Here is a 20,705-nt window from a genome sequence, read left to right as displayed (position 1 = left end):
ATGCTTACTTCAAAATCTTGTAATAAATTTATTCTGATATGAAAGTTAAAATAAAATTAATATTCTTTTGGATTGTCTTAGCGGTAACTCTTGCAGGATGTTCTTTTAAATGGGAGGTCCCTGTAAATAAAAGAGACCCTTATGAGAAATATAATAGAAAAATATATAAATTTAATAATGATGTCTATGAGTTTTTAACTCCTGCAGCTAAAGCGTATGCTTTTGTAATGCCTAATATTGTTCAAAATGGTATTTTTAATGTCTTTCAAAATCTTTTTGAACCTAGTAGAGTTGCAAATGATATATTTCAAGATCAATGGGGTTATGCCGGTGATGATAGTATGAGATTTTTAGCAAATACTACCTTAGGTGTTGCAGGAATCTTTGATGTTGCAAATAGTTGGTTTGACTTACCTATGCGTTATCACCAAGATTTTGCAACCACATTACATAAATGGGGTGTGTATAAAAAAGGTTATGCTTCACCATATATTGTATGGCCTATTTTTGGCCCGGGAACTGTAGAGAGTCTATCAAATAGTGTTGATGCAGCATTTAACCCTCTTACATATGTATTTGTTATTCCTGGTATTGATACTTTTACATCTTATCTTATAAACTGGAGTGTTTACGGTTTGTATTATACAAACCAAGGTGTGTCATATTTACCAGCATATTCAAATTTACAACAGACTTCACTAGATCCGTATGTAGCATTAAGAAATGCTTATCTACAAAATTATGACTATAGTATGGCAAAAATATTAAAACAAAAACTTCCTCAAGCTGAATCAGCTCAACAAAATGATCAAGCTGTATTAGACATATTAGGTGTCAGTAGTAAAAATGCTACTTCAGAAGTTGCTTCAAGTGGTGAAAGTTTTGTAACAAATTCGCAAAATATCCCTGTACTTAAAAGTAGTTTATCAACTGTAAATGATGCAGCCAAAGTTTAGAAAAAAATTCATATAAAATATATTCATAAGAGTTTCTCTAATTAAAAAGTTTTTGCTATAGTAAATACATCTATTAATTGAATTATATGCTTTCAATGAAAAAAATATTCGTAATTTTTATGTCTGTGGTAATGTTATTACCAAGTTTATCAATTATTGCAGCACCTGTACCTAGTGGTTATGATTTTATTCCTATCCAAGAGGAAATGCAGATTGCTCAACCAGTTGTACAAAGACATGGTATGGTTTCTTCACAAGAAGCTTTAGCTAGTGTAGTAGGACTCCAAATACTCAAACAAGGTGGTAATGCTGTAGATGCTGCAGTTGCTGTTGGCTTTGCTTTAGCTGTGACTTTACCTCGAGCAGGAAATCTTGGTGGTGGAGGCTTTATGCTAATATATCTAAAAGATAAGCATAAAACTATAGCTATAAACTATCGTGAAAAAGCTCCTTCTAAAGCTACTAAAGATATGTTTCTTAATAAAAAAGGAGAAGTTGATTATAGTAAAGTTTCTGGATCATATAGTGCATCAGGAGTTCCTGGTACTGTAGCAGGGCTAATTGATGCACAACAAAAATATGGTAAATTAAAACTTGCTCAGGTAATTGCTCCAGCTATTAAGCTTGCAAAATACGGTATTCCAGTAAGCTATGATTTACATCAATCATTAGTAACTGCTAAACCGTGGTTGAAAAAATCTCCTGATGCAATGAGAATTTTTTATAAAAAAGATGATTCTGCATATAAGGTTGGTGAGACGTTAAAACAACCTGAGCTTGCTAAGAGTTTAGAGCTCATTTCAAAGCAAGGAAAAAAAGCTTTTTATCAAGGTGAAATTGCCCAGAAAATAGCTAAAAGTATGGCAAAAAACGGTGGATTAATTACTCTAAAAGATCTTAAAAACTATAACGTTGAAGAGATGAAACCAGTTAAGGGTACTTATAGGGGGTATACTATCTATTCTATGCCGCCGCCAAGTTCTGGAGGTGTGGTTTTAATTGAGCTTCTAAATATTTTAGAAAATTTCCCTCTATCTGATTATGGAAACAATAGTGCCAAAACTATTAATCTTATGAGTAATGCTATGAGCTATGCTTATAATGACCGTAATTCAGATCTTGGTGATCCAGATTTTGTAAAAATGGATTTAGCTAAATTCTTATCTAAAAAATATGCTAAGCAGATAGCTAAGAAGATAGATACGGATAAGCATATTCCTAGTAAAGATATTAGTACTGTTGATCCAGATGATCATGAGAAGCTACAAACTACACAATTTAGTGTGGTGGATAAAGATGGTAATATGGTCTCAAATACTTATACACTAAATTACTCTTATGGTAGTGGTATTATCGCACCAGGTACAGGGATATTCTTAAATAATGAAATGGATGACTTTGCCGCTAAAGTTGGTGTAGCTAATGTGTTTGGGTTAGTTCAGGGTGAAGCTAATACGGTAGCCCCTAATAAGCGACCTTTAAGCTCAATGACACCAACTATAGTGTTAGATAAAAAAGGTAATCCATTTTTAGCCACAGGCTCTCCTGGTGGTAGTCGTATTATTACAACTACATTGCAAGTGATTTTAAATCTAATTGATTACAAGATGAATTTACAATCAGCAGTTAATAACCCTCGTGTGCATAGCCAATTATGGCCAGAAGAGCTAGGTGTAGAGCAGGGTATATCTGTAGATACTATTAATCTACTTAAGAAAATGGGCAATAATGTTGTTCCTTATGCAGCTATGGGAGCTGCTGAATCGGTAGGTTCAGATGGACAGTATGTATATGGTGCTGCAGATCCACGTAGAGCGGGTGCTTTGGCAGTAGGTTATTAAATTCTATTTCTTATTCCTCTTTTCTAGGAGATGCTGAGCTACCAGCAAGTATTCCTCCATCAATATTTAACTCAATACCTGTAACATATTTTGATTCATCTGAAGCTAAGTATAGTGCCGCATAAGCTACATTTTCAGCTTCCCCCATTCTTTTTAGAGGAATATCTTGAGAAATAGCTTTAATAGCTTCTTGTCTTTGAGTCTCATCTTTGGGTAACATTTCATCCCACATAGGAGTCAAGATAGCTCCAGGATGTATAGAATTACATCTAATTCGATAGTTCATGTCAGCACAATATAAAGCAACAGATTTTGTATGGTTTCTTACAGATGCTTTACTAGAAGCATATGCAACAGCTTGAGGTATTCCTACAATTCCAGAGCGAGAAGAAATATTTACTATACTTCCGCCACTTTCCTTCATAGTCTTGATAGCATATTTGCATCCTAATGCTACTCCATCAGAATTTATAGAGTGAATTTTATGCCAAGAATCCATATCTAAATCTTCAGGATTATGAGGACCAGAACTTTCTATAAAACCTGTAATACCTGCATTATTGACTAAGATATCTAACTTACCGAATTTGGACTTAATATATTTAGTAATATTTATCCAATTATCCTCAAGACTAACATCCAAATTTTTATATTCAACATTTGTAGAATTAATATTTTTGATAGTCTGATTACCTAAGTTATCATCTATATCAGAGCAAATAACTATAGCTCCTTCATTAGCGAATAATTTAACTATTGCTTTACCAATACCTCTGGCACCACTTGTTACTAAAACAATCTTATTTTCTAATCTTTTCATAAAAAAGTCCTGTAATTTATAAATTATAGGTTAGCTTAGTATTTTATTTTTTTATATTAAAATGATCTAGCAATTAGGTTTAGAATGAAATATTTTAAGGAAGATATATGGAATTAAAGAGCTCCACGAGCTGCTTTTTTACGATCAGATTCAGTTAGATGTTTTTTTCTTAATCTAATAGATTCAGGTGTAATCTCAACAAGCTCATCATCTTCAATAAACTCTAAAGCATATTCAAGAGTAAGTTTTATTGGAGTAACTAAAGTAAGAGCATCATCTTTACCAGAGGCACGAACGTTAGTTAACTGTTTACCTTTACAAGGGTTTACAGCTAGATCATTATCTCTACTATGAATACCTATAATCATTCCTTCATAAACATCTGTACCATGAGAAATAAACATTTTGCCTCTCTCTTGTAGGTTCCATAGAGCAAAAGCCACTGCTTTACCCGCTAACATAGAAACTAGAGTACCGTTCTGACGAGTTTCAAGAGTTTGCTTTTTCATCGGTCCATAATGATCAAATACTTTATTTAAAATACCGGAGCCTGATGTAATAGTTAGAAACTCTGTATAAAAACCAATTAAACCACGTGATGGAATTATAAACTCAAGTTTTACACGACCTTTTCCATCTGGTTCCATATTTTTAAGCTCACCTTGACGCAAGCCCATTCTTTCCATTACAGTACCTTGATGTTCTTCTTCGATATCTATAATCGCTTGCTCATACGGTTCATGCTTTTCACCATCAACTTCCCTGAAGATTACGTGCGGACGAGAAACTGCTATTTCGTAACCTTCACGGCGCATATTTTCTAGTAAGATTGAAAGGTGAAGCTCACCACGACCAGAGACTTTGAACTTATCAGGGTCATCAAGCTGTTCAACTCTTAAAGCTACGTTTGTAAGTAGTTCTTTATCTAAACGATCTTTGATCTGACGAGAAGTTACATACTTACCTTCTTTACCAGCAAATGGAGAATTATTAACTTGGAAAGTCATGCTAATAGTTGGCTCATCTACAGAAAGTTCAGGTAGAGCTTCTACTTTGTCAGGGCTACATAATGTATCTGATATATTCAAACCTTCCATGCCTGTTACACAAACAATATCACCAGCTTGTGCTTCAGGTACTTCAACTCTATCTAGACCCATATAACCTAATATTTGTAAGATTCTACCATTACGAGTTTTACCATCTTTACCAACAATAGTTACAGGAGTATTTGTTTTAACTTTACCCCTTTGGATACGGCCAATACCAATAGTTCCTGTAAAGTTTGAATAGTCTAATGAAGATATTTGCATTTGGAATGGGCCATCTTCATCAACAGCCGGATGCTCAACATTTTCAACAATAGCTTTGAAAAGATCAGTCATATCTTCTTTTTGTTCGCCAAGCTCATTAGTTGCCCAACCATTGATAGCAGAAGCATAAATAATAGGAAAATCTAACTGCTCATCTGTGGCACCTAATCTATCAAAAAGATCAAAGACTTGATCAACAACCCAATCAGGTCTTGCACCATCTCTATCAATCTTATTAATAACAACGATCGGTTTTAAACCTTTTGCAAAGGCTTTTTCTGTTACAAATCTTGTCTGAGGCATAGGTCCATCAACAGCATCAACTAGTAGTAGTACTGAGTCAACCATAGATAGTACACGTTCAACTTCACCACCGAAGTCAGCATGGCCTGGAGTATCTACGATATTAATTCTATAGTTATTCCATTTAAGAGCGGTATTTTTTGATAAAATCGTAATACCTCTTTCTTTCTCAATATCATTCGAGTCCATGACTCTTTCAACTTCTGGCCCACGAGTATTTAGAGTGCCAGACTGTTGTAATAACTTATCAACCAAAGTAGTTTTACCATGGTCAACGTGTGCGATAATCGCAATATTTCTTAAATTTTCAATCATTTAATTTTACCTATTTTTATAAAATCACAACAATTATAGACTAATAATGATCAAAAGTACCGAAAAACTTAGTTACTTTAGTTTTTCAGGAGTTTTTTATTTTTGATATATCCTAGTAGGAAAATAATAAAAGATATCATACTAAAGAAAAAGTTGATAAAGAAGACGAGAGAAAGGTGTTGAATTTGTAATATAAAAAATATGCTCATAGTGATTGATTTAATAGCATATATGGCATTTATAATTAGTCCAGCTATATACCCAAATGCTAATAAAACAGTGCCAACGAATACCAATATATTAAAAATATCTAGAATAATTGTATCTGTAGATACTTGATTTACTGGAGATGTTAAGTGTATGAAGACAATCATTAATAGAATTATTAATATTATCAAAGGAGCTACTTTAGAAAGGTCAGCTTTTGTTATTTCTTTAGGTTTTACCTTAACTTTATTATAAATAATTATAGCGACTAAGGCTAAAATTAAGTTTCCAGTACTTGGAATTATACCATTTAATAAGCTTATATAGTTCAATCCAGCAACAACAAAAAATTCAAAAGCTCCAGTGATGATTGCTAAAAAATAAAAATACCATGCATCTTTTTTAAAGGAACAGATTCTTATAGCAAAAAGGATACCAAAGATATGCAAAAGAACCTCAAGAATATAAAAAACAATACTCATATTATAATTAACCATTTTTACGTAATTATCATTTAAATATACTAATTTAGGAGTGATTGTTAAAGTGATATCTCAAGGGATACTTGGGGTTTGTATACTTGTTTGTTAGAATAAAAGTGTATTTATAAGAATAAAACTATGAGTAATGCTATCTAAAGTTAAAAAACTAAAATCTAGATTTAAAAAAAGAAATTCATATAACAACTCATATTCAAGTGAGCTTATTTCATCTATTCATAGAGCAGATATTAAAGCTACTATACTTTCAATAATATGGGCAGCAGGACCTGTAACAATAATAGCTATTACATTAGGCTATTACTTTAGTCATGGAACTAGCGTGCCTTTAGTTACTGTTGCATACTTCTCATTATATGTGTTTTTTGTTGGTTTAGTAGGTTTTGTTAGTAAGATTATTTTTGACTCGATTAGGCATAGTAAACAAGAGAAAATGCAAGATAGATTTTTGACAGTTATGGAGGAGTCATATCAGAGTCTATATCTATCTAAAAAAATGAATTTAGCTAATTTAAATGATCAAGTTAGAGATAATAGAGTAGCTTATGAAATTCTTTCAAAATCACATCCAACAAGTAAAGAGATATTTTATATTTTTGATCTGCATTTTAATAAAGAAATGGCTGAGTTTGCCGAGATTATATATCTACATAAGGAAAATGGTTTTCCTATAGATAATCATGATAATAAACGTAAATTAAGAAAATTTTATAAACAAATATCTAATAGCCAAAATATAACTGAAGACCTAAAGAAAAAGTTTTTAAATGCACTAGTTGGAGAGTATTCAGATTTGAAGCAAGGGCTTGAGAGAAAAGCAGGCTTTTTAACAAAAATTTATAATAGTGCAGGACAATATAATCTTTTTGATTTAGATGATGCTAGTAATGCAATTACACTTTTTATAGAGTTACTTTCTGGTAGAAAAATATATTACTTTAGAACTATTTCTAAATTTGAAGATGTGAAAAAAGATTATTTATTTACATCAATAGAAAAATTAAGAAGTAAAATAACACAAAAATATAATCATATTTTAGGGATTTATAAACAGTGTTTTTTAATTATGTCTGAAGTAGCGCCAAATTTAGATTTACGTGAACTAATAAACATAACAGAGGATGTTACAGAGAATATTTCTAAATTAGAAAGTTCAATAGCTCAGCTTCATACCAAAAAATTACCAAAAGATGTTAAAAGGCAGCTTCAGCAGAATAGAAATAGGTTTAATCAAAATGTTCGAATAATTAAAACTTTGCTCAAAAGATTAACAGTTTTATTAAATCAATGGCGATCACTAAATTTTGATAAAGATGAAAAGTTAAACAAAAATATTGAACATGAATTAGCTTATGTTTTTCTTGAAGAAAAAATGAGAATGTCGATAGCTTATGAATTATTTGAATATATTAATTATGAACATGATTTTGCAACAAAAACAGAGCAAATAAAAGCGTATGCTAGACAGATAGTCCGAGTTTTGCAAGAGCCTTTAAGCTTAGAAGAGGCTCCTGTTTTAACAGCTATAGAAATGTCTAATAGAGCAAATTTAAGTAGTATAAAATTAACAAACTCAACAGCTCAAAAGCTTAATACAACATATAATTTATGTAGATCTGTCAAGACAAATATATCTGAAATTAGACGTAGAATAAATAAGGTATTAGTTGCACAATATTTATGATGATTCATTTAGGAATCTTTTGTATCTATTCATCATAGTTATATTTCCTGATGTACCACCACAGTGGATATATATAATTGGCTTAGATAAGTCGTCATAATTTTCTAAAAGTACGCGCCAAGCTATTGGATCATAGAGAAGATCAAACTCTATAGTAGTTTGTTGCAGAAGCTCTTTGTAAATATTATGGTTTTCTATATCTAATTGACCAAAGTTTGTTCGAAATTGAGGCTCTAAAATTTGTGGGTGATTTAGATTCTTATCAATATCATTAAATTGTTGTTTTAAATATTGTGAATTACCAACACAAGGTACTGTAAAAACTTTTTGTTTTAGATATTTTTCTAAATATAAAGCTGTAGTACCAGTTCCTGAAGCAATTACTACACTATAGTCTTTGATTTTGTTTTTTTCACAATACGTTTTAATTTCTAGAGCACAGCTAGCGATACCCTCTTCAGCAAGAGGGTTTCTACCTCCTTGATCAAAAAAGTAAAAGTCTTTGGTATTTTCGTATTTAGCTTTTATACTTTCTAGCTCTAAAGATTCATTACTTTCAAAAAGTTGCATACCATTTTCTAATGCAAGCTGTAAGTTACCATTCTTATTTTGCTTAAGAAATTTGGGTAGGGGCTTTATCCAATAGTGAAAGTCCCAGCTTTTAATTTTAGCAAGTTGCGATAATGCCAGCATAAAGTTAGATTGGTTGCCACCAAAAGAAACAATAGTCTTAATTTTTGAATAGTTATCAGGGTTATTTAAGATGTAAGCGAGTTTTCTAGCTTTATTACCTGAAAAGATAGGGTGGTTTAAATCGTCTCTCATTAGTATGAAATCTTTATTATCAAAAGAAATCTTTTGAAACGGAGACATTTGATTATTCTTCTAAAAGCTCAAATTCATCTTTACCAACACCGCAGTCAGGACACTCCCAATCTTCAGGAACATCTTCCCATTTAGTACCTGGTTCAATACCATCTTCTGGCCAGCCTTCAGCTTCATCGTAAATTAATCCACAAACAATACAAATATACTTTCTATATTCCATAATTTCACATAAGAGTTAAGTTATAAAAGTTGAGCTATTTTATCATTATAAAATGTTGATATCTAGCCTAGTGATAGAGAGTTTCTAAAATACTATATTTTTGAATTATCAACACCAATTTTACGTGACTTATTTGAGAAATAAACTATGTTTTGATCGATAAAAATATCGGCAATTTCTCTAGGAATATCTTTATCTAAGTGTCTTCTTATCAGACGATAAAAGGCATCTTTATTTGTTTCATTAAAATGTTTCTTAAAAGATCTACTTGTTACTCCATCATAGCAAGCTAGAAATTTCTTAATACGCACTTTAGGGTCTGTATTGCTTGTACCGGTATCACACTGTGTTGGAGCTGTCGTAGCTATATTGAACCCTTTACGGGTGTAGTAAGAAGCAATACCTTTAAATATCCGATCATTACTGTATATTGTAATACTAAGATAAGTACGAAAATCCCTATATCTCTCGACGTATTCACCAACTTTAGCGCAAATATAGCCATCCATATTGTCCTTGTTACCTTCACCATAGATTATAGGTACAAGTTCGAAGTTTTTGTAGATTTCAGTTTTTTTGAAGTTTGACTCTAATTCTTGGCTATTGGTAAAGATTATAACTCTATCAAAATTATTTTCGGAGATACGTGAAAAGTTATTATAGTTCTCTGAATCAACTATTGCTAATTTAAGATATTCCATGATTTTACCATTTATGTATCTTTATACTAATTTTACCCTAAAAGCTGTGGAAATTCTGATATTTTGTTAAAATGATACTAAAATAGTAAAGTATATTTGCTGATATGATAAATTTCCAACATACCTATACTGGCTTATCTGAAGAATTTTTTTCAAAACAATCCGTATATAAATACCCAAATGCAAAGTTATTATTTTTAAATGAAGACTTAGTAAATGATTTAGATATGAATTTTTCTAAATATGATCAGAAGGATTTATTAAATTTACTACTAGGTTATGGTAGTAAAAACCCTATTTCACAGGCCTATGCAGGTCATCAATTTGGTAATTTTACAATGCTTGGTGATGGTAGGGCTATACTAATAGGGGAATATCAAAGTCCAAATGGAGATTTATTTGATTTTCACCTTAAAGGAGCAGGCTTGACTAAATTCTCAAGAGGAGGTGATGGTAAAGCTGCTTTGGGGCCTATGCTTAGAGAGTATATAGTTAGTGAATCTATGCATAATTTAGGTATACCAACTAGTCGTATATTAGCTGTGATAAGCACAGGTGAAAATATTCAAAGAAATAATCTCGAGCAAGGTGCAATTGCTGTAAGAGTTGCAAGTAGTCATATAAGAGTGGGTACTTTTCAGTATGCCGCAATGCTGGGGGAGACTTACTCTCAAGAGCTACTTAATTATACTATTGATAGACATAAGATTCCTTGTGAAGATAATAAAGCTCTAGGTTTGCTTGATTATGTCATAGATAAACAAACTAATCTAATTACTGAGTGGGAGAGGGTAGGTTTTATTCATGGTGTCATGAATACTGATAATATGACTATATCAGGTGAGACTATTGATTATGGTCCTTGTGCTTTTATGGATACGTATGATCCTGAAACAGTATTTAGCTCTATTGACAGAAATGGTCGTTATGCATTTGCAAATCAAGCATCTATAGCTGGATGGAATATAGCAAGACTTGCAGAGAGTTTGTTAAAATTAATTTCCTCAAATGAGGAAGAAGCTATTAAACTAGCTCAAGAAAAACTACAAGGCTATTCAGAAATCTATAAAACTAAATGGAAAAAAATGTTTCTTAATAAATTAGGCTTGGATAATCAGATTGATAATTACGATCAGGTTATTTCAAATTTGCTTGTGGAGATGTTTAAAAATAAGCTTGATTATACAAATACATTTTATGATTTAGCATATGCTAATGTTGAGAATTTAAAAGCAAAAGGGTTAGGATATTGGCTAGATTCATTGAAAAACCTAGATTTAGACTATTCAATAATCAAAAAATCTAATCCAATTATTATCCCGAGAAATCACCAAGTAGAAAAAGCTATAAAATCGGCTGAAGAAGGTAGCTTTGGAAATGTTTATAGCTTATTAGATGCTACGAAAAATCCTTATGAATTTAGTAAGATAAAAAGTAAATATATGGCTGAACCAACAGATAAAGAGAAAGTTAACTTTACTTTTTGTGGGACTTAACTAAGCTTTAGAAGCTTTTGTAGTTTTATCAACAATAATTGCTGTAGTCATACTCCCATGGATATTTAGAGGTGTTCTAAAGCTATCAATAATTGCATCAACTCCAATTATTAAAGCAATCATCTGCCAAGGCAAGCCAAAATAAGAGAATACTACACCAGCCGCAACAAAAGCTGTTCCAGGAATTCCTGAAACTCCTAATGAAGCAAGCATACAAATAACAGAGATTAGCAGAACATTTGAGAACGTTATATCCATGCCCGTAGCATTCATGGCCATAATAGCTAATACCGCAGGAAATACACCAGCACAACCATTCATTCCTAAAGTAGTTCCCATAGTAGGAGCAAATGTTGCGATACTACTAGAAGTACCATATTTATTTAGTCCATCAATAGATAATGGTAGTGTTCCCATACTTGATCTAGAAGTTGCTGCAACTACCATCGCTTTCCAGATACTTCTATAGAATCTAACTATATTTGTTCTAAATATAACTAGTAGAATAATATGCATTACTAAAACTATTGCTAAGGCTATATAGCAAGTTAAGATAAAGTATAAGACTGTAGAGATACTATTTTTATCAAGCTCAACGCTCATTTGAATCATTAAGCCTAATACACCATAGGGTGTGATAGCTATAATCATTCTTGCTAATTTTTTGATTACAAAAAATGCTGAATCTATAAAACTAATAAAGGGTGCTGCTAACTTACTATCTTCACGATGAGCAACTAACATAGAAAAACCAAGTAATATCGCAAATATGACAACAGCCATAACATTATTATTATCCATTTGCTCAAAAATATTATTTGGTAAGAATCCTAAAATAGTCTGAGATATCGTTGATGTTTGCATATCTTTATCAACATTACCTGTAATAGATGCAATATCTATCCCTTGACCTAGATGCATTGTAATTGCTACGACAGCACCAATTGCAGCACTAATTCCTGTTAGAACTAAGAGTATAGCAATTGTTTTGTACGCAAACTTTATAACATAAGAGCCTTCGTAGTTTTTAAGATTTACTATTGAATGTACTATAGATGTTAAAACTATTGGAATAATTAACATTTTAAGTAATGAAATATATCCATCGCCTAAAATATCACTAATTTGTATAAATGCTTTACTATCCTGATTAACAACATTATAAATAATACCAATTATAATACCGGATACTAGAGCTAATATTGTTCTAAAATTAAAGCTAAAATTCTTTACATGTAATAATACTAAAATGAGTAAAGAGATTATAAGTATAAATGCCATATCATGCCTTTAATTTGTAAGCTAATAAGACCTGGATTCTAACATACTCTACTAATTTAGTATATTAACAAAGCAGCATATTTTAAGTTAAACTGCCTAAAATTAAAATGTATTTTTTGAAAATGAATACTATAATGGAAATACTAAAATTTTTATGACTGAGAAAAACATGTTAAAAACACTTATGCATCAAGAGACTAGTAGTAGTTTTCAAAAAGTAGCAAATCAACTTAAGCTTAATAAAGCTATAGTTGAAGATATTGTTAACAAATTAAAAGAAAAAGGCATCAAAAGAGTAATTACTGTAGCTAGAGGTAGTTCAGATTGTGTTGCTAATTTTGCTAAGTATTTATTTGAAACCCAATTAGGCTTTAGTGTTTCTTCTTTACCGCCATCAGTAACGACAATTTATGGCAAAAATATTGGCGATGAGAAAACATTAGCTATTGGTATTTCTCAGTCTGGAGGTTCTCCAGATCTAAGACTAGCTTTAGAAGGATGTAAGAAAGCAGGATGTACAACTTTAGCTATTGTGAATAAGGAAGAGTCTCCACTAGCAGAAAGTGCAGATCTAGTTTTGCCTGTTAGAGCAGATGCTGAAAATGCTGTGGCAGCAACTAAAAGTGTTATAACGTCACTAGTAGCTTTAGTTAGTATTGTTGCAGAATATAATCAAGATTCATCATTGATGAAAAGTTTAGAAAAACTACCTGAGGCTTTAAAGGAAAGCTTAAAATCAGATTGGTCTGATGCTGTACAGGAACTAAAAGTTAGTAAGAATATGTTCGTAATAGGTAGAGGTTTTGGCTTCCCTATTGCTCAAGAGATGGCTTTAAAGCTTAAAGAAACCTGTGGAATACATGCTGAGGCATTTAGTTCAGCAGAGGTTTTACATGGTCCTTTTGCTTTGATGACACGTACATTTACTACATTTACTATTTTACAAAATGATGAAAGCGCCAAAGGTACTCATGAAATAGTAAAAAGGATGACAGATCTTGATGTAAAAACAATATGTGCGACTACAGATCGAGAATCATCAGCAAAAATTCATTTACATGTTGATGTTGATATTCATCCAATACTTCAAACAATAGTTCTATTACAAGAATTCTATCTTATGGTTAACGAATTAGCAGTATCTTTAGGTCTTAATCCGGATAATCCGGTAAATCTAAAAAAAGTTACCGAAACAGTTTAATTCTTATAAATAAATTTTGAGGCAATTCGGTTATGAATAAATCTATAAAATTAAAGCTTAAAATAACTATTATAATATTTTTCTCAGCAATGGGGGGAATGCTGTATGGCTATGATATAGGTGTAATTAATAGTGCTTTTCTATTTATAAAAGATGATATCCCAATGAGTGCATTTGAGACATCTTTATTAGGAGGATCTGTTTTATTTGGTGGTGCATTTGCTATATTAGTTGCAGGTATAGTAGCTGATATTATTGGTAGGCGAAATACCCTTAAGTTATCAGGTCTTGTTTTTATAATTTCTGTATGGATGATTTATGAATCTAGTAGTTACGAGTTTTTATTAACTTCTAGGTTAGTTCAAGGTATTTCTGTAGGTTTTATTACAGTTACTGTACCACTATATCTTACAGAGACAGTTCCTAGTAATATTAGGGGTGTAGCTGTTACATGTTTTCAACTCTTTTTGACAGCAGGAATTTTAATCTCAAATTATGTCGGGCTATTATTTGAGAGCACCCGAGACTGGAAGGCAATGTTTTTAACATCACTTATTCCTGCGTTAATATTCTTTTTTGGTTGTTTCTTTATCCTAAAATCTCCTAGATGGCTAATACTTAAAAATAAAGATTCAGAAGCAAAAACTGTTTTACAAAATTTCTTTAGTAAAAGTGAAGTAGAGTCGCAAGTTAAGCAGGTTAAAGATACATTAAAAGATAGTAGTCAAAGTTTGCTTCATATTTTTACCAATAAGCATTATGTTGTACCAACTGTAATAGTTATTTCTGTAGCAATTCTAAATCAATTAACAGGTATTAATAGTATATTGCAGTACTCATCTAGCTTGCTAAAAGAGGCAGGTTTAGGAGGTAACTATGTATCAATTGTTGGTGGGATAACTATTACAGCAATTAATTTCTTGACAACTTTATTAGCTGTTTTTATAGCTGAAAAAATAGAAAGGAAATTTATCGTCACATTTGGGACGTTCATGGTTGCTATTACTTTAATATTAACAGGTATAGCATTAGTAGTTTTACCTCCATCAAATATTAAAGGATGGGTTCTACTTATTGGATTGATATGCTTTGTATTTTTCTTTGCTATAGGTTCTGGATCATATGTCTGGGTAATATTATCAGAACTTCTTCCTAATAATATTAGAAGTAAAGCACTTGGTCTTGCTCTATTTTTAAATAGTATGGCTTCTGCAGTATTAGCATCAGTGTTTCTTCCAATAACAGCTAATTTAGGTGATAGTAGTATGTTTTTTATTTGTGGAGCATTTACATTGCTGTTTGGGTTTATAGTATTAAAATTTGTACCTAAAACTACGGGTCGTTCATTAGAAGACATTGAAAAAGAATTTATGAAATCTTAATTTTAAGCAGGATTATCTATATCAATAAACTTTGTATCTAAATCAAAGTTTTTTTCTAATAGTTTAGCAATAGCTTTTGCACCTTCTTTTTCAGTTGCATGGTGTCCAGCTGCTATATAGTTTATACCTAGTTCACGAGCTGTGTGAGTAGTTCTTTCTGATATTTCACCAGATATAAAAGTATCAGCTCCAGCATTATAAGCATATTCTATGAAATCTTGAGCACCACCTGTGCAAATAGCAACTTTTTGATTTTGATTTTTTGCATCTATGACAGTAGGTTGCCTGTTTAGTTTTTCTTGAATAAATTTGCTAAAATTATTTAAGTCTAGATCACAGTCTGCTATTACTGAAATATCAGGTTTAGATCCAGTTTCGAAGAATTCTATATTGCTTAGATTTAGTTTCTTTGCTAAAAGGATATTATTACCAATATCTTTATGCCCATCTAGTGGTAAATGGTAGCCAAAGAGATGTATGCCATTTTTAATAAGTTTTGCGATGCGTTCATATTTCATGCCAACTATAGGATAACTTTCACCTTTCCAAAAATAACCGTGATGAACAACGATAGCATCAGCGTCTTCTTGTATAGCAGAATCAATTAGATCTTGGCATGCTGTAACACCGGTTACAACTTTTTTAATATCTCTATCCCCCTGTATTTGCAGGCCATTAGGTGCATAGTCTTTATAGTCATTTATTTCAAAGTAATTATTTAAGTAATTTTCTAAATCTTTAAAGTACATAGGTCTGAAAAATCAACTTTATAATGGTATAATCTTACATTGTATATTTTCGTATGATTATTTGAAGTATAAATATATTTTTTTGGAATCTTTTATATGAATAAAACAAATGTTGTAAAAGTAGGTAGTGTTTTAATTGGAGGAGATAATCCAGTTGTAGTTCAGTCAATGACTGATACATATACCGCAGATATTGAAAAAACAGTTGAGCAAATTTTAGCTCTGCATAAAGCAGGAAGCGAGATAGTTCGAATTACAGTTAATGATGAGCCAGCTGCAGCAGCTGTTCCTGAAATCGTTAAAGAGTTAGCAAAGCATGATTGCCATGTGCCAATAGTTGGTGATTTTCACTATAATGGACACACACTTTTAAGCAAGTATCCAGAATGTGCAAAAGCTCTAGCAAAGTATCGTATAAACCCAGGTAATGTTGGTTTTGGTAAGAAAAAAGATACGCAATTTGCAGAGATAGTAAAAATAGCGATCGAGAATGATAAACCTGTGCGTATAGGTGTAAATTGGGGAAGCTTAGATCAAGCTCTTTTAGCTAGATTGATTGATGAAAATAATGCTCAAGAGCATCCATTGAGTTTACAGCAGATTATGCATAAGGCTTTGATAACATCAGCTTTAGAGAGTGCTAAATATGCCGAGGAAATTGGCTTAGCTAAAGATAAAATTATAATCTCTTGTAAAGTCAGTGAAGTTCAAGATTTGGTAGCAGTTTATCAAAAATTATCAAAAGAATGTGATTATGCTTTACATTTAGGTCTTACAGAGGCAGGTATGGGTACTAAAGGTATCGTAGCTAGTGCTGTGAGCTTAGGTATATTATTACAGCAAGGTATAGGCAACACTATACGTGTATCTTTGACGCCAGCTCCAAATGCACCACGTACTGAAGAGGTCAGAGTTTGTCGTGAAATATTACAAAACCTAGGTATGAGGACGTTCACTCCAAGTGTGACATCTTGTCCTGGGTGCGGTAGAACAACTAGTTCATTCTTTAGAGAGTTAACTAGTCAGGTAAAAGAGCATTTAGATGAGAAGATGCACCAATGGAAAGAGCAGTACAAAGGTGTTGAAAGTATGAAAGTTGCTGTGATGGGCTGTGTTGTAAATGGACCTGGCGAATCTAAAAATGCTGATATAGGTATAAGTTTGCCAGGTAGTGGTGAATCTCCTGTTGCTCCAGTGTTTATTGATGGTAAAAAAGCACATACTCTACGCGGAGATAATATCTCAGGAGAGTTTATTGAGATTGTTGAGAATTATGTCAAAAATCGTTATGGTTGTGAATAATCTAAAATAGGTATTTAAAACATGTCAGTAGTTTTTGTTAACACGCCTTTTACTAGACTTAAATTAGGTTATACAAATAATACACAAGGTTTTAGTAAAGAAAAATATGCTAAATTAAACCTGTCAGATAGTGTTGGTGATAAACACTTAGTAGTGGAAAAAAACCGTAATTTATTTAAGTCTTATGTAAATGCTGATGTCAAATGGTTAAGACAAAATCATACAAATATTGTCAAAAATTTTGACGAATACGATGGTGAATTTTGTGATGCTATATTTACAAGTAGACCAAAGCAAGCTTGTGTTGTTTTAACAGCAGATTGTTTACCAATAATTTTGTTTGATAAGCGCATGACTAAGGTTGCTGCAGTACATGCAGGCTGGAAAGGTTTATCTAAAGGAATATTAGAAGAAACATTAAAAGAATTTGTTGGTCTTGATATAGTTGCATGGCTTGGTCCTTGTATTAGTGAACCATATTATGAAGTTGGTAAGGATGTTCACGATAAGTTTGTACAGCAACATGAAAACTTTGGTCAAGCCTTTAGGCAAAAAAGTGATGAGAAATATCTATTTGATATGAAATTTATTGCTAAACAAATATTAAATGATAACCATTGTTTCGATATAGTTGATTCTGGTTTATGCACGTATAGTAATAAAAGATTTTACTCATATCGTAAAGAAGGCATAACAGGTAGACAAGCTACATTCGTATGGTTTGAGTAGTTATTTTAAAGTAAAAGGTTTGTTTGAATGGTTATAGAAGAGCTTGAATTATCTAGAAAACAAGTAAAAAAAGCTGGAGATATATTTAGGCATATTGATAGTGTAAGTCAAGAAGAGTCTAATAGTGCTTTTGATATTTTATCGGAATGGAGAGCTCGACATATAGAACCATTAAATCTAGCTTATAAATTAGTAAAAAGATATACATTGAAATATGATAGTAAAGCTTTTTTTGGTCAAAGATTAAAAAGAGCAATATCTATTATTCATAAACTTGAAAGAATACCTAAGCTAAACTTAGCTAGAATGCAAGATATTGCAGGCTGTAGGGCTATTGTAAAAGATTACAAAACTTTGAGAAAGATAGACTCTGGACTACTTAAAAGTAAAGCTATTGATAAGTCAAAAGGCAAAGATTATATTATAGAGCCAAAGCAAGATGGCTATAGAGGCATTCATAGGATATACAGATATACGGGTAATAAAGTTTATTGTAAAAACCTAATGGTAGAAATTCAGCTAAGAACAGAGTTGCAACATGCTTGGGCAACAGCAGTTGAAATTATTGATACTTTTGAGAAAGAGAATCTTAAAATAGGTCAGGGCTCTCAAAATTGGAAAGAATTTTTTTATTTAGTTTCTAATGAGTTTGCAAAACTAGAAGAGCTACCGAATATAGATGTTAATGTTAATAAGAATGACTTGGTGAATTTAGTAAAAGAATTAAATGTACTTGATAAGTTACAGAGCTACAGTGTTGTTTCGAAGATTACAGATGATGCGAAAGAAAAAATAAAGGATTTTCTGCTTATCCGTTTAAATAAAAAGGAGAAGCGAGTTTCGGTATCTAGTTATTCAGATGATTCATTAGCAAAGGAAACATATAAGGCTATGGAGAAAGAATATACTAATAATGATGATTATGATGTTGTCTTGGTGCATACACAATCGATAAAGGAACTAAAAAAGTCGTATCCTAATTATTTTGCAGACTCGAGATTATTTATTGAGAAACTAAAGCAAATATTATAGATAAAAAAGCAAAAGAGGAAAACATGTCTGAAAAATTACAAGTTTTAAAAGAAATAATGAAACAAAAGGGCTATGATTTTTATCTAGTACCTTCTACTGATGATCATAATAATGAGTATTTACCAAAATGTTGGCAGTATCGTGCTTGGATTAGTGGATTCGATGGTTCTGCTGGTGATGTATTAGTGACAATGGCTGAATCTTTTCTATCAACTGATGGTAGATATTTTTCTCAAGCAGAAGCTCAGCTAGATAATGAGTATTTTACTTTATTAAAACAGACTAGTTTTGAGTCAAAAATTGAAGAGTGGTTAAAGGAAAATTTTAAAGGTAAAACGTTAGCAGTAGACCCTAAGAAGATTGGTATTGCTAGGGCTGAAAACTTACTTTCAATTGCTAAAGAGAATGGTGGGAAAGTTGTTTTTGATAACGAGAATCTAGTTGCACAAGCGCAGAAAAAATTAAACCAAGAAACTCCTGTTCCAACTGAAAAAGTATTTATTCATGAGATTCAATATGCTGGTCAATCTGTTGACTCAAAATTAAAGAATATTAGAAGCTACCTAAAGTCTATAGATGCAGAATGCTTGATTGAAACAAGCTTAGATTCAATTATGTGGGCGTTGAATATTAGAGGTAGAGATATAAAAAATACGCCTTTAGCTATTTGCTATATGGTTGTAACAGTTGAGAATACTTTTTTATATATCAATGTTGATAAGATCACCGATGAAGTTAAAGAACAGCTTACTCAGAATAATGTTGTAATATTAAATTATGAAGAATTTTTTAATGATTTAAAAAGATTTGCAGCAAAATTTGTAATCGATAAAAATGTTGCAAGCTACGCGGTTAAATTAGCTGTAAGTGCAAATGAACATAGTAAGCTAATACAGGGAAATAATCCTATAGTCATAAGTAAAGCACTAAAAAACTCTATCGAGATAAATGGTGCTAAAGATGCACATAAAAAAGATGCTGTAGCATTTATTAAGTGGTGGCATTGGATGGAAAACAACTTCGAAGATGCTACTGAGCTAAGCGCTAAGGCAAAATTAGCAGAGTTTCGTTCACAACAAAGAAATTATTTAGAAGATAGTTTTGACTATATAGCTGGATATGCGGAACATGGAGCCTTACCTCACTACAATGCTACAGAAGAATCAAATAAACAAATCAAAGATGATGCTCCATTTTTGTGTGACTCTGGAGGTCAGTATAAAGAAGGAACTACTGATATCACAAGGGTACTTCACTTTGGCAGACCATCAAAAGAGCATAGAAGGTATTATACCTTAGTATTAAAAGGGCACTTAGGCCTTGGTAGAGCAGTTTTTCCTAAAGGAACAACTGGGTCTCATCTTGATGTTTTAGCTCGTGAACATCTATGGCACTTCTGTGCAGATTATAGTCATGGGACTGGTCATGGTGTTGGTAGCTTCTTAGGTGTGCATGAAGGACCTCAAAGAATAAATTCAGCATCAAAAGTAGAGCTTATGCCTGGTATGATTTTAAGTAATGAGCCTGGAGCATATTTTCCTGGTGAGTTCGGTATTAGAATCGAGAACTTATGTTATGTAAAACAACGTAATCAAGAGTCTCCTACTGGACATGGACAATTTTATTGTTTTGAAGATTTAACTTTGATTCCATATGAGTTCAAGATGATTGAAACGTGGATGTTAACCTATACTGAAAAGAAAACAATCAATAATTACTATAGTAGAATTAGAAAAGAGGTTTTACCGTTGATTGAAGAGCAAGAGATTAGAGATTTCTTATTGTTTAAAACAAGACATATTAAATAATACACAAATTTACAGATAGCATGATTAAATCATGCTA

At 31.8% G+C, this 20,705-nt stretch carries 18 protein-coding genes; 10 read left to right on the top strand and 8 right to left on the bottom strand.

Going from position 1 to position 20,705, the window contains the following annotated elements:
- Positions 1-38 precede the first annotated feature (38 nt).
- A complete protein-coding gene (locus F7310_RS06370) occupies positions 39-956 on the top strand; it encodes an MlaA family lipoprotein (protein WP_072712609.1) in 918 nt (305 codons plus the stop codon).
- A gap of 95 nt (positions 957-1,051) precedes the next feature.
- On the top strand, positions 1,052-2,797 hold the full coding sequence (ggt, locus tag F7310_RS06365) for a gamma-glutamyltransferase (RefSeq protein WP_072713556.1): 1,746 nt from the start codon (positions 1,052-1,054) through the stop codon (positions 2,795-2,797).
- A 10-nt stretch (positions 2,798-2,807) separates the two neighbouring features.
- On the opposite strand, the gene F7310_RS06360 is transcribed toward ggt, so the two are convergent.
- From F7310_RS06360 to F7310_RS06350, 3 genes are all read right to left on the bottom strand, one after another.
- Positions 2,808-3,617, bottom strand: coding sequence for an SDR family oxidoreductase (locus F7310_RS06360; protein WP_072712608.1), 810 nt, complete (start codon positions 3,615-3,617; stop codon positions 2,808-2,810).
- 113 nt (positions 3,618-3,730) lie between these two features.
- Complete coding sequence (gene typA, locus F7310_RS06355) at positions 3,731-5,548, bottom strand: translational GTPase TypA (RefSeq protein WP_072712606.1); 1,818 nt, start codon at positions 5,546-5,548, stop codon at positions 3,731-3,733.
- A 77-nt stretch (positions 5,549-5,625) separates the two neighbouring features.
- Positions 5,626-6,237, bottom strand: coding sequence for a hypothetical protein (locus tag F7310_RS06350; protein WP_072712604.1), 612 nt, complete (start codon positions 6,235-6,237; stop codon positions 5,626-5,628).
- A gap of 145 nt (positions 6,238-6,382) precedes the next feature.
- Between F7310_RS06350 and F7310_RS06345 the strand changes: the two genes are divergently transcribed.
- Complete coding sequence (locus F7310_RS06345) at positions 6,383-7,939, top strand: hypothetical protein (protein WP_072712603.1); 1,557 nt, start codon at positions 6,383-6,385, stop codon at positions 7,937-7,939.
- Here F7310_RS06345 and F7310_RS06340 read toward each other — a convergent pair.
- The 3 genes from F7310_RS06340 to F7310_RS06330 form a co-directional block, all read right to left on the bottom strand.
- A complete protein-coding gene (locus F7310_RS06340) occupies positions 7,934-8,812 on the bottom strand; it encodes a pyridoxal-phosphate dependent enzyme (protein ID WP_072712601.1) in 879 nt (292 codons plus the stop codon). The genes F7310_RS06345 and F7310_RS06340 overlap by 6 nt on opposite strands.
- A gap of 4 nt (positions 8,813-8,816) precedes the next feature.
- The gene (locus F7310_RS06335; RefSeq protein WP_013922958.1) at positions 8,817-8,987 is read right to left on the bottom strand and encodes a rubredoxin; all 171 of its coding nucleotides are present in this window, start codon (positions 8,985-8,987) and stop codon (positions 8,817-8,819) included.
- A 92-nt stretch (positions 8,988-9,079) separates the two neighbouring features.
- Complete coding sequence (locus tag F7310_RS06330; RefSeq protein ID WP_072712599.1) at positions 9,080-9,688, bottom strand: PIN domain-containing protein; 609 nt, start codon at positions 9,686-9,688, stop codon at positions 9,080-9,082.
- A 104-nt stretch (positions 9,689-9,792) separates the two neighbouring features.
- Between F7310_RS06330 and F7310_RS06325 the strand changes: the two genes are divergently transcribed.
- The gene (locus F7310_RS06325; protein WP_072712598.1) at positions 9,793-11,184 is read left to right on the top strand and encodes a protein adenylyltransferase SelO; all 1,392 of its coding nucleotides are present in this window, start codon (positions 9,793-9,795) and stop codon (positions 11,182-11,184) included.
- Here the strand turns inward: F7310_RS06325 and F7310_RS06320 are convergent, their stop codons facing one another.
- Positions 11,185-12,465 (bottom strand): dicarboxylate/amino acid:cation symporter, encoded by a 1,281-nt coding sequence (locus tag F7310_RS06320; RefSeq protein WP_072712596.1) that lies wholly within the window; start codon positions 12,463-12,465, stop codon positions 11,185-11,187.
- 169 nt (positions 12,466-12,634) lie between these two features.
- On the opposite strand from F7310_RS06320, the gene F7310_RS06315 reads away from it, so the two are divergent.
- Positions 12,635-13,666 carry an SIS domain-containing protein gene (locus F7310_RS06315; protein WP_072713555.1) on the top strand — a complete coding sequence of 344 codons (1,032 nt, stop codon included), beginning with the start codon at positions 12,635-12,637 and terminating at the stop codon, positions 13,664-13,666.
- A 32-nt stretch (positions 13,667-13,698) separates the two neighbouring features.
- Positions 13,699-15,048: a sugar porter family MFS transporter gene (locus F7310_RS06310; RefSeq protein ID WP_072712594.1), complete on the top strand. Its 1,350-nt coding sequence runs from the start codon at positions 13,699-13,701 to the stop codon at positions 15,046-15,048.
- Between the two features lie 2 nt (positions 15,049-15,050).
- On the opposite strand, the gene F7310_RS06305 is transcribed toward F7310_RS06310, so the two are convergent.
- A complete protein-coding gene (locus F7310_RS06305; RefSeq protein WP_072712592.1) occupies positions 15,051-15,797 on the bottom strand; it encodes a Nif3-like dinuclear metal center hexameric protein in 747 nt (248 codons plus the stop codon).
- 96 nt (positions 15,798-15,893) lie between these two features.
- Between F7310_RS06305 and ispG the strand changes: the two genes are divergently transcribed.
- Genes ispG through F7310_RS06285 form a run of 4 tightly spaced genes read left to right on the top strand, consistent with a single transcriptional unit; the run spans position 15,894 to position 20,668 of the window.
- Positions 15,894-17,099 carry a flavodoxin-dependent (E)-4-hydroxy-3-methylbut-2-enyl-diphosphate synthase gene (ispG, locus tag F7310_RS06300; protein ID WP_072712591.1) on the top strand — a complete coding sequence of 402 codons (1,206 nt, stop codon included), beginning with the start codon at positions 15,894-15,896 and terminating at the stop codon, positions 17,097-17,099.
- 21 nt (positions 17,100-17,120) lie between these two features.
- Positions 17,121-17,828 (top strand): peptidoglycan editing factor PgeF, encoded by a 708-nt coding sequence (pgeF, locus tag F7310_RS06295; protein WP_072712590.1) that lies wholly within the window; start codon positions 17,121-17,123, stop codon positions 17,826-17,828.
- Positions 17,829-17,855: 27 nt separating this feature from the next.
- Positions 17,856-18,860, top strand: a complete 1,005-nt coding sequence (locus F7310_RS06290; RefSeq protein WP_072712588.1) for a RelA/SpoT domain-containing protein — start codon at positions 17,856-17,858, stop codon at positions 18,858-18,860.
- A gap of 23 nt (positions 18,861-18,883) precedes the next feature.
- Positions 18,884-20,668 carry an aminopeptidase P family protein gene (locus F7310_RS06285; protein WP_072712586.1) on the top strand — a complete coding sequence of 595 codons (1,785 nt, stop codon included), beginning with the start codon at positions 18,884-18,886 and terminating at the stop codon, positions 20,666-20,668.
- Positions 20,669-20,705 lie beyond the last annotated feature (37 nt).

The organism is Francisella uliginis (assembly GCF_001895265.1).
GTDB lineage: Bacteria > Pseudomonadota > Gammaproteobacteria > Francisellales > Francisellaceae > Francisella > Francisella uliginis.
This window is presented reverse-complemented; position numbering and strand designations above follow the sequence as displayed.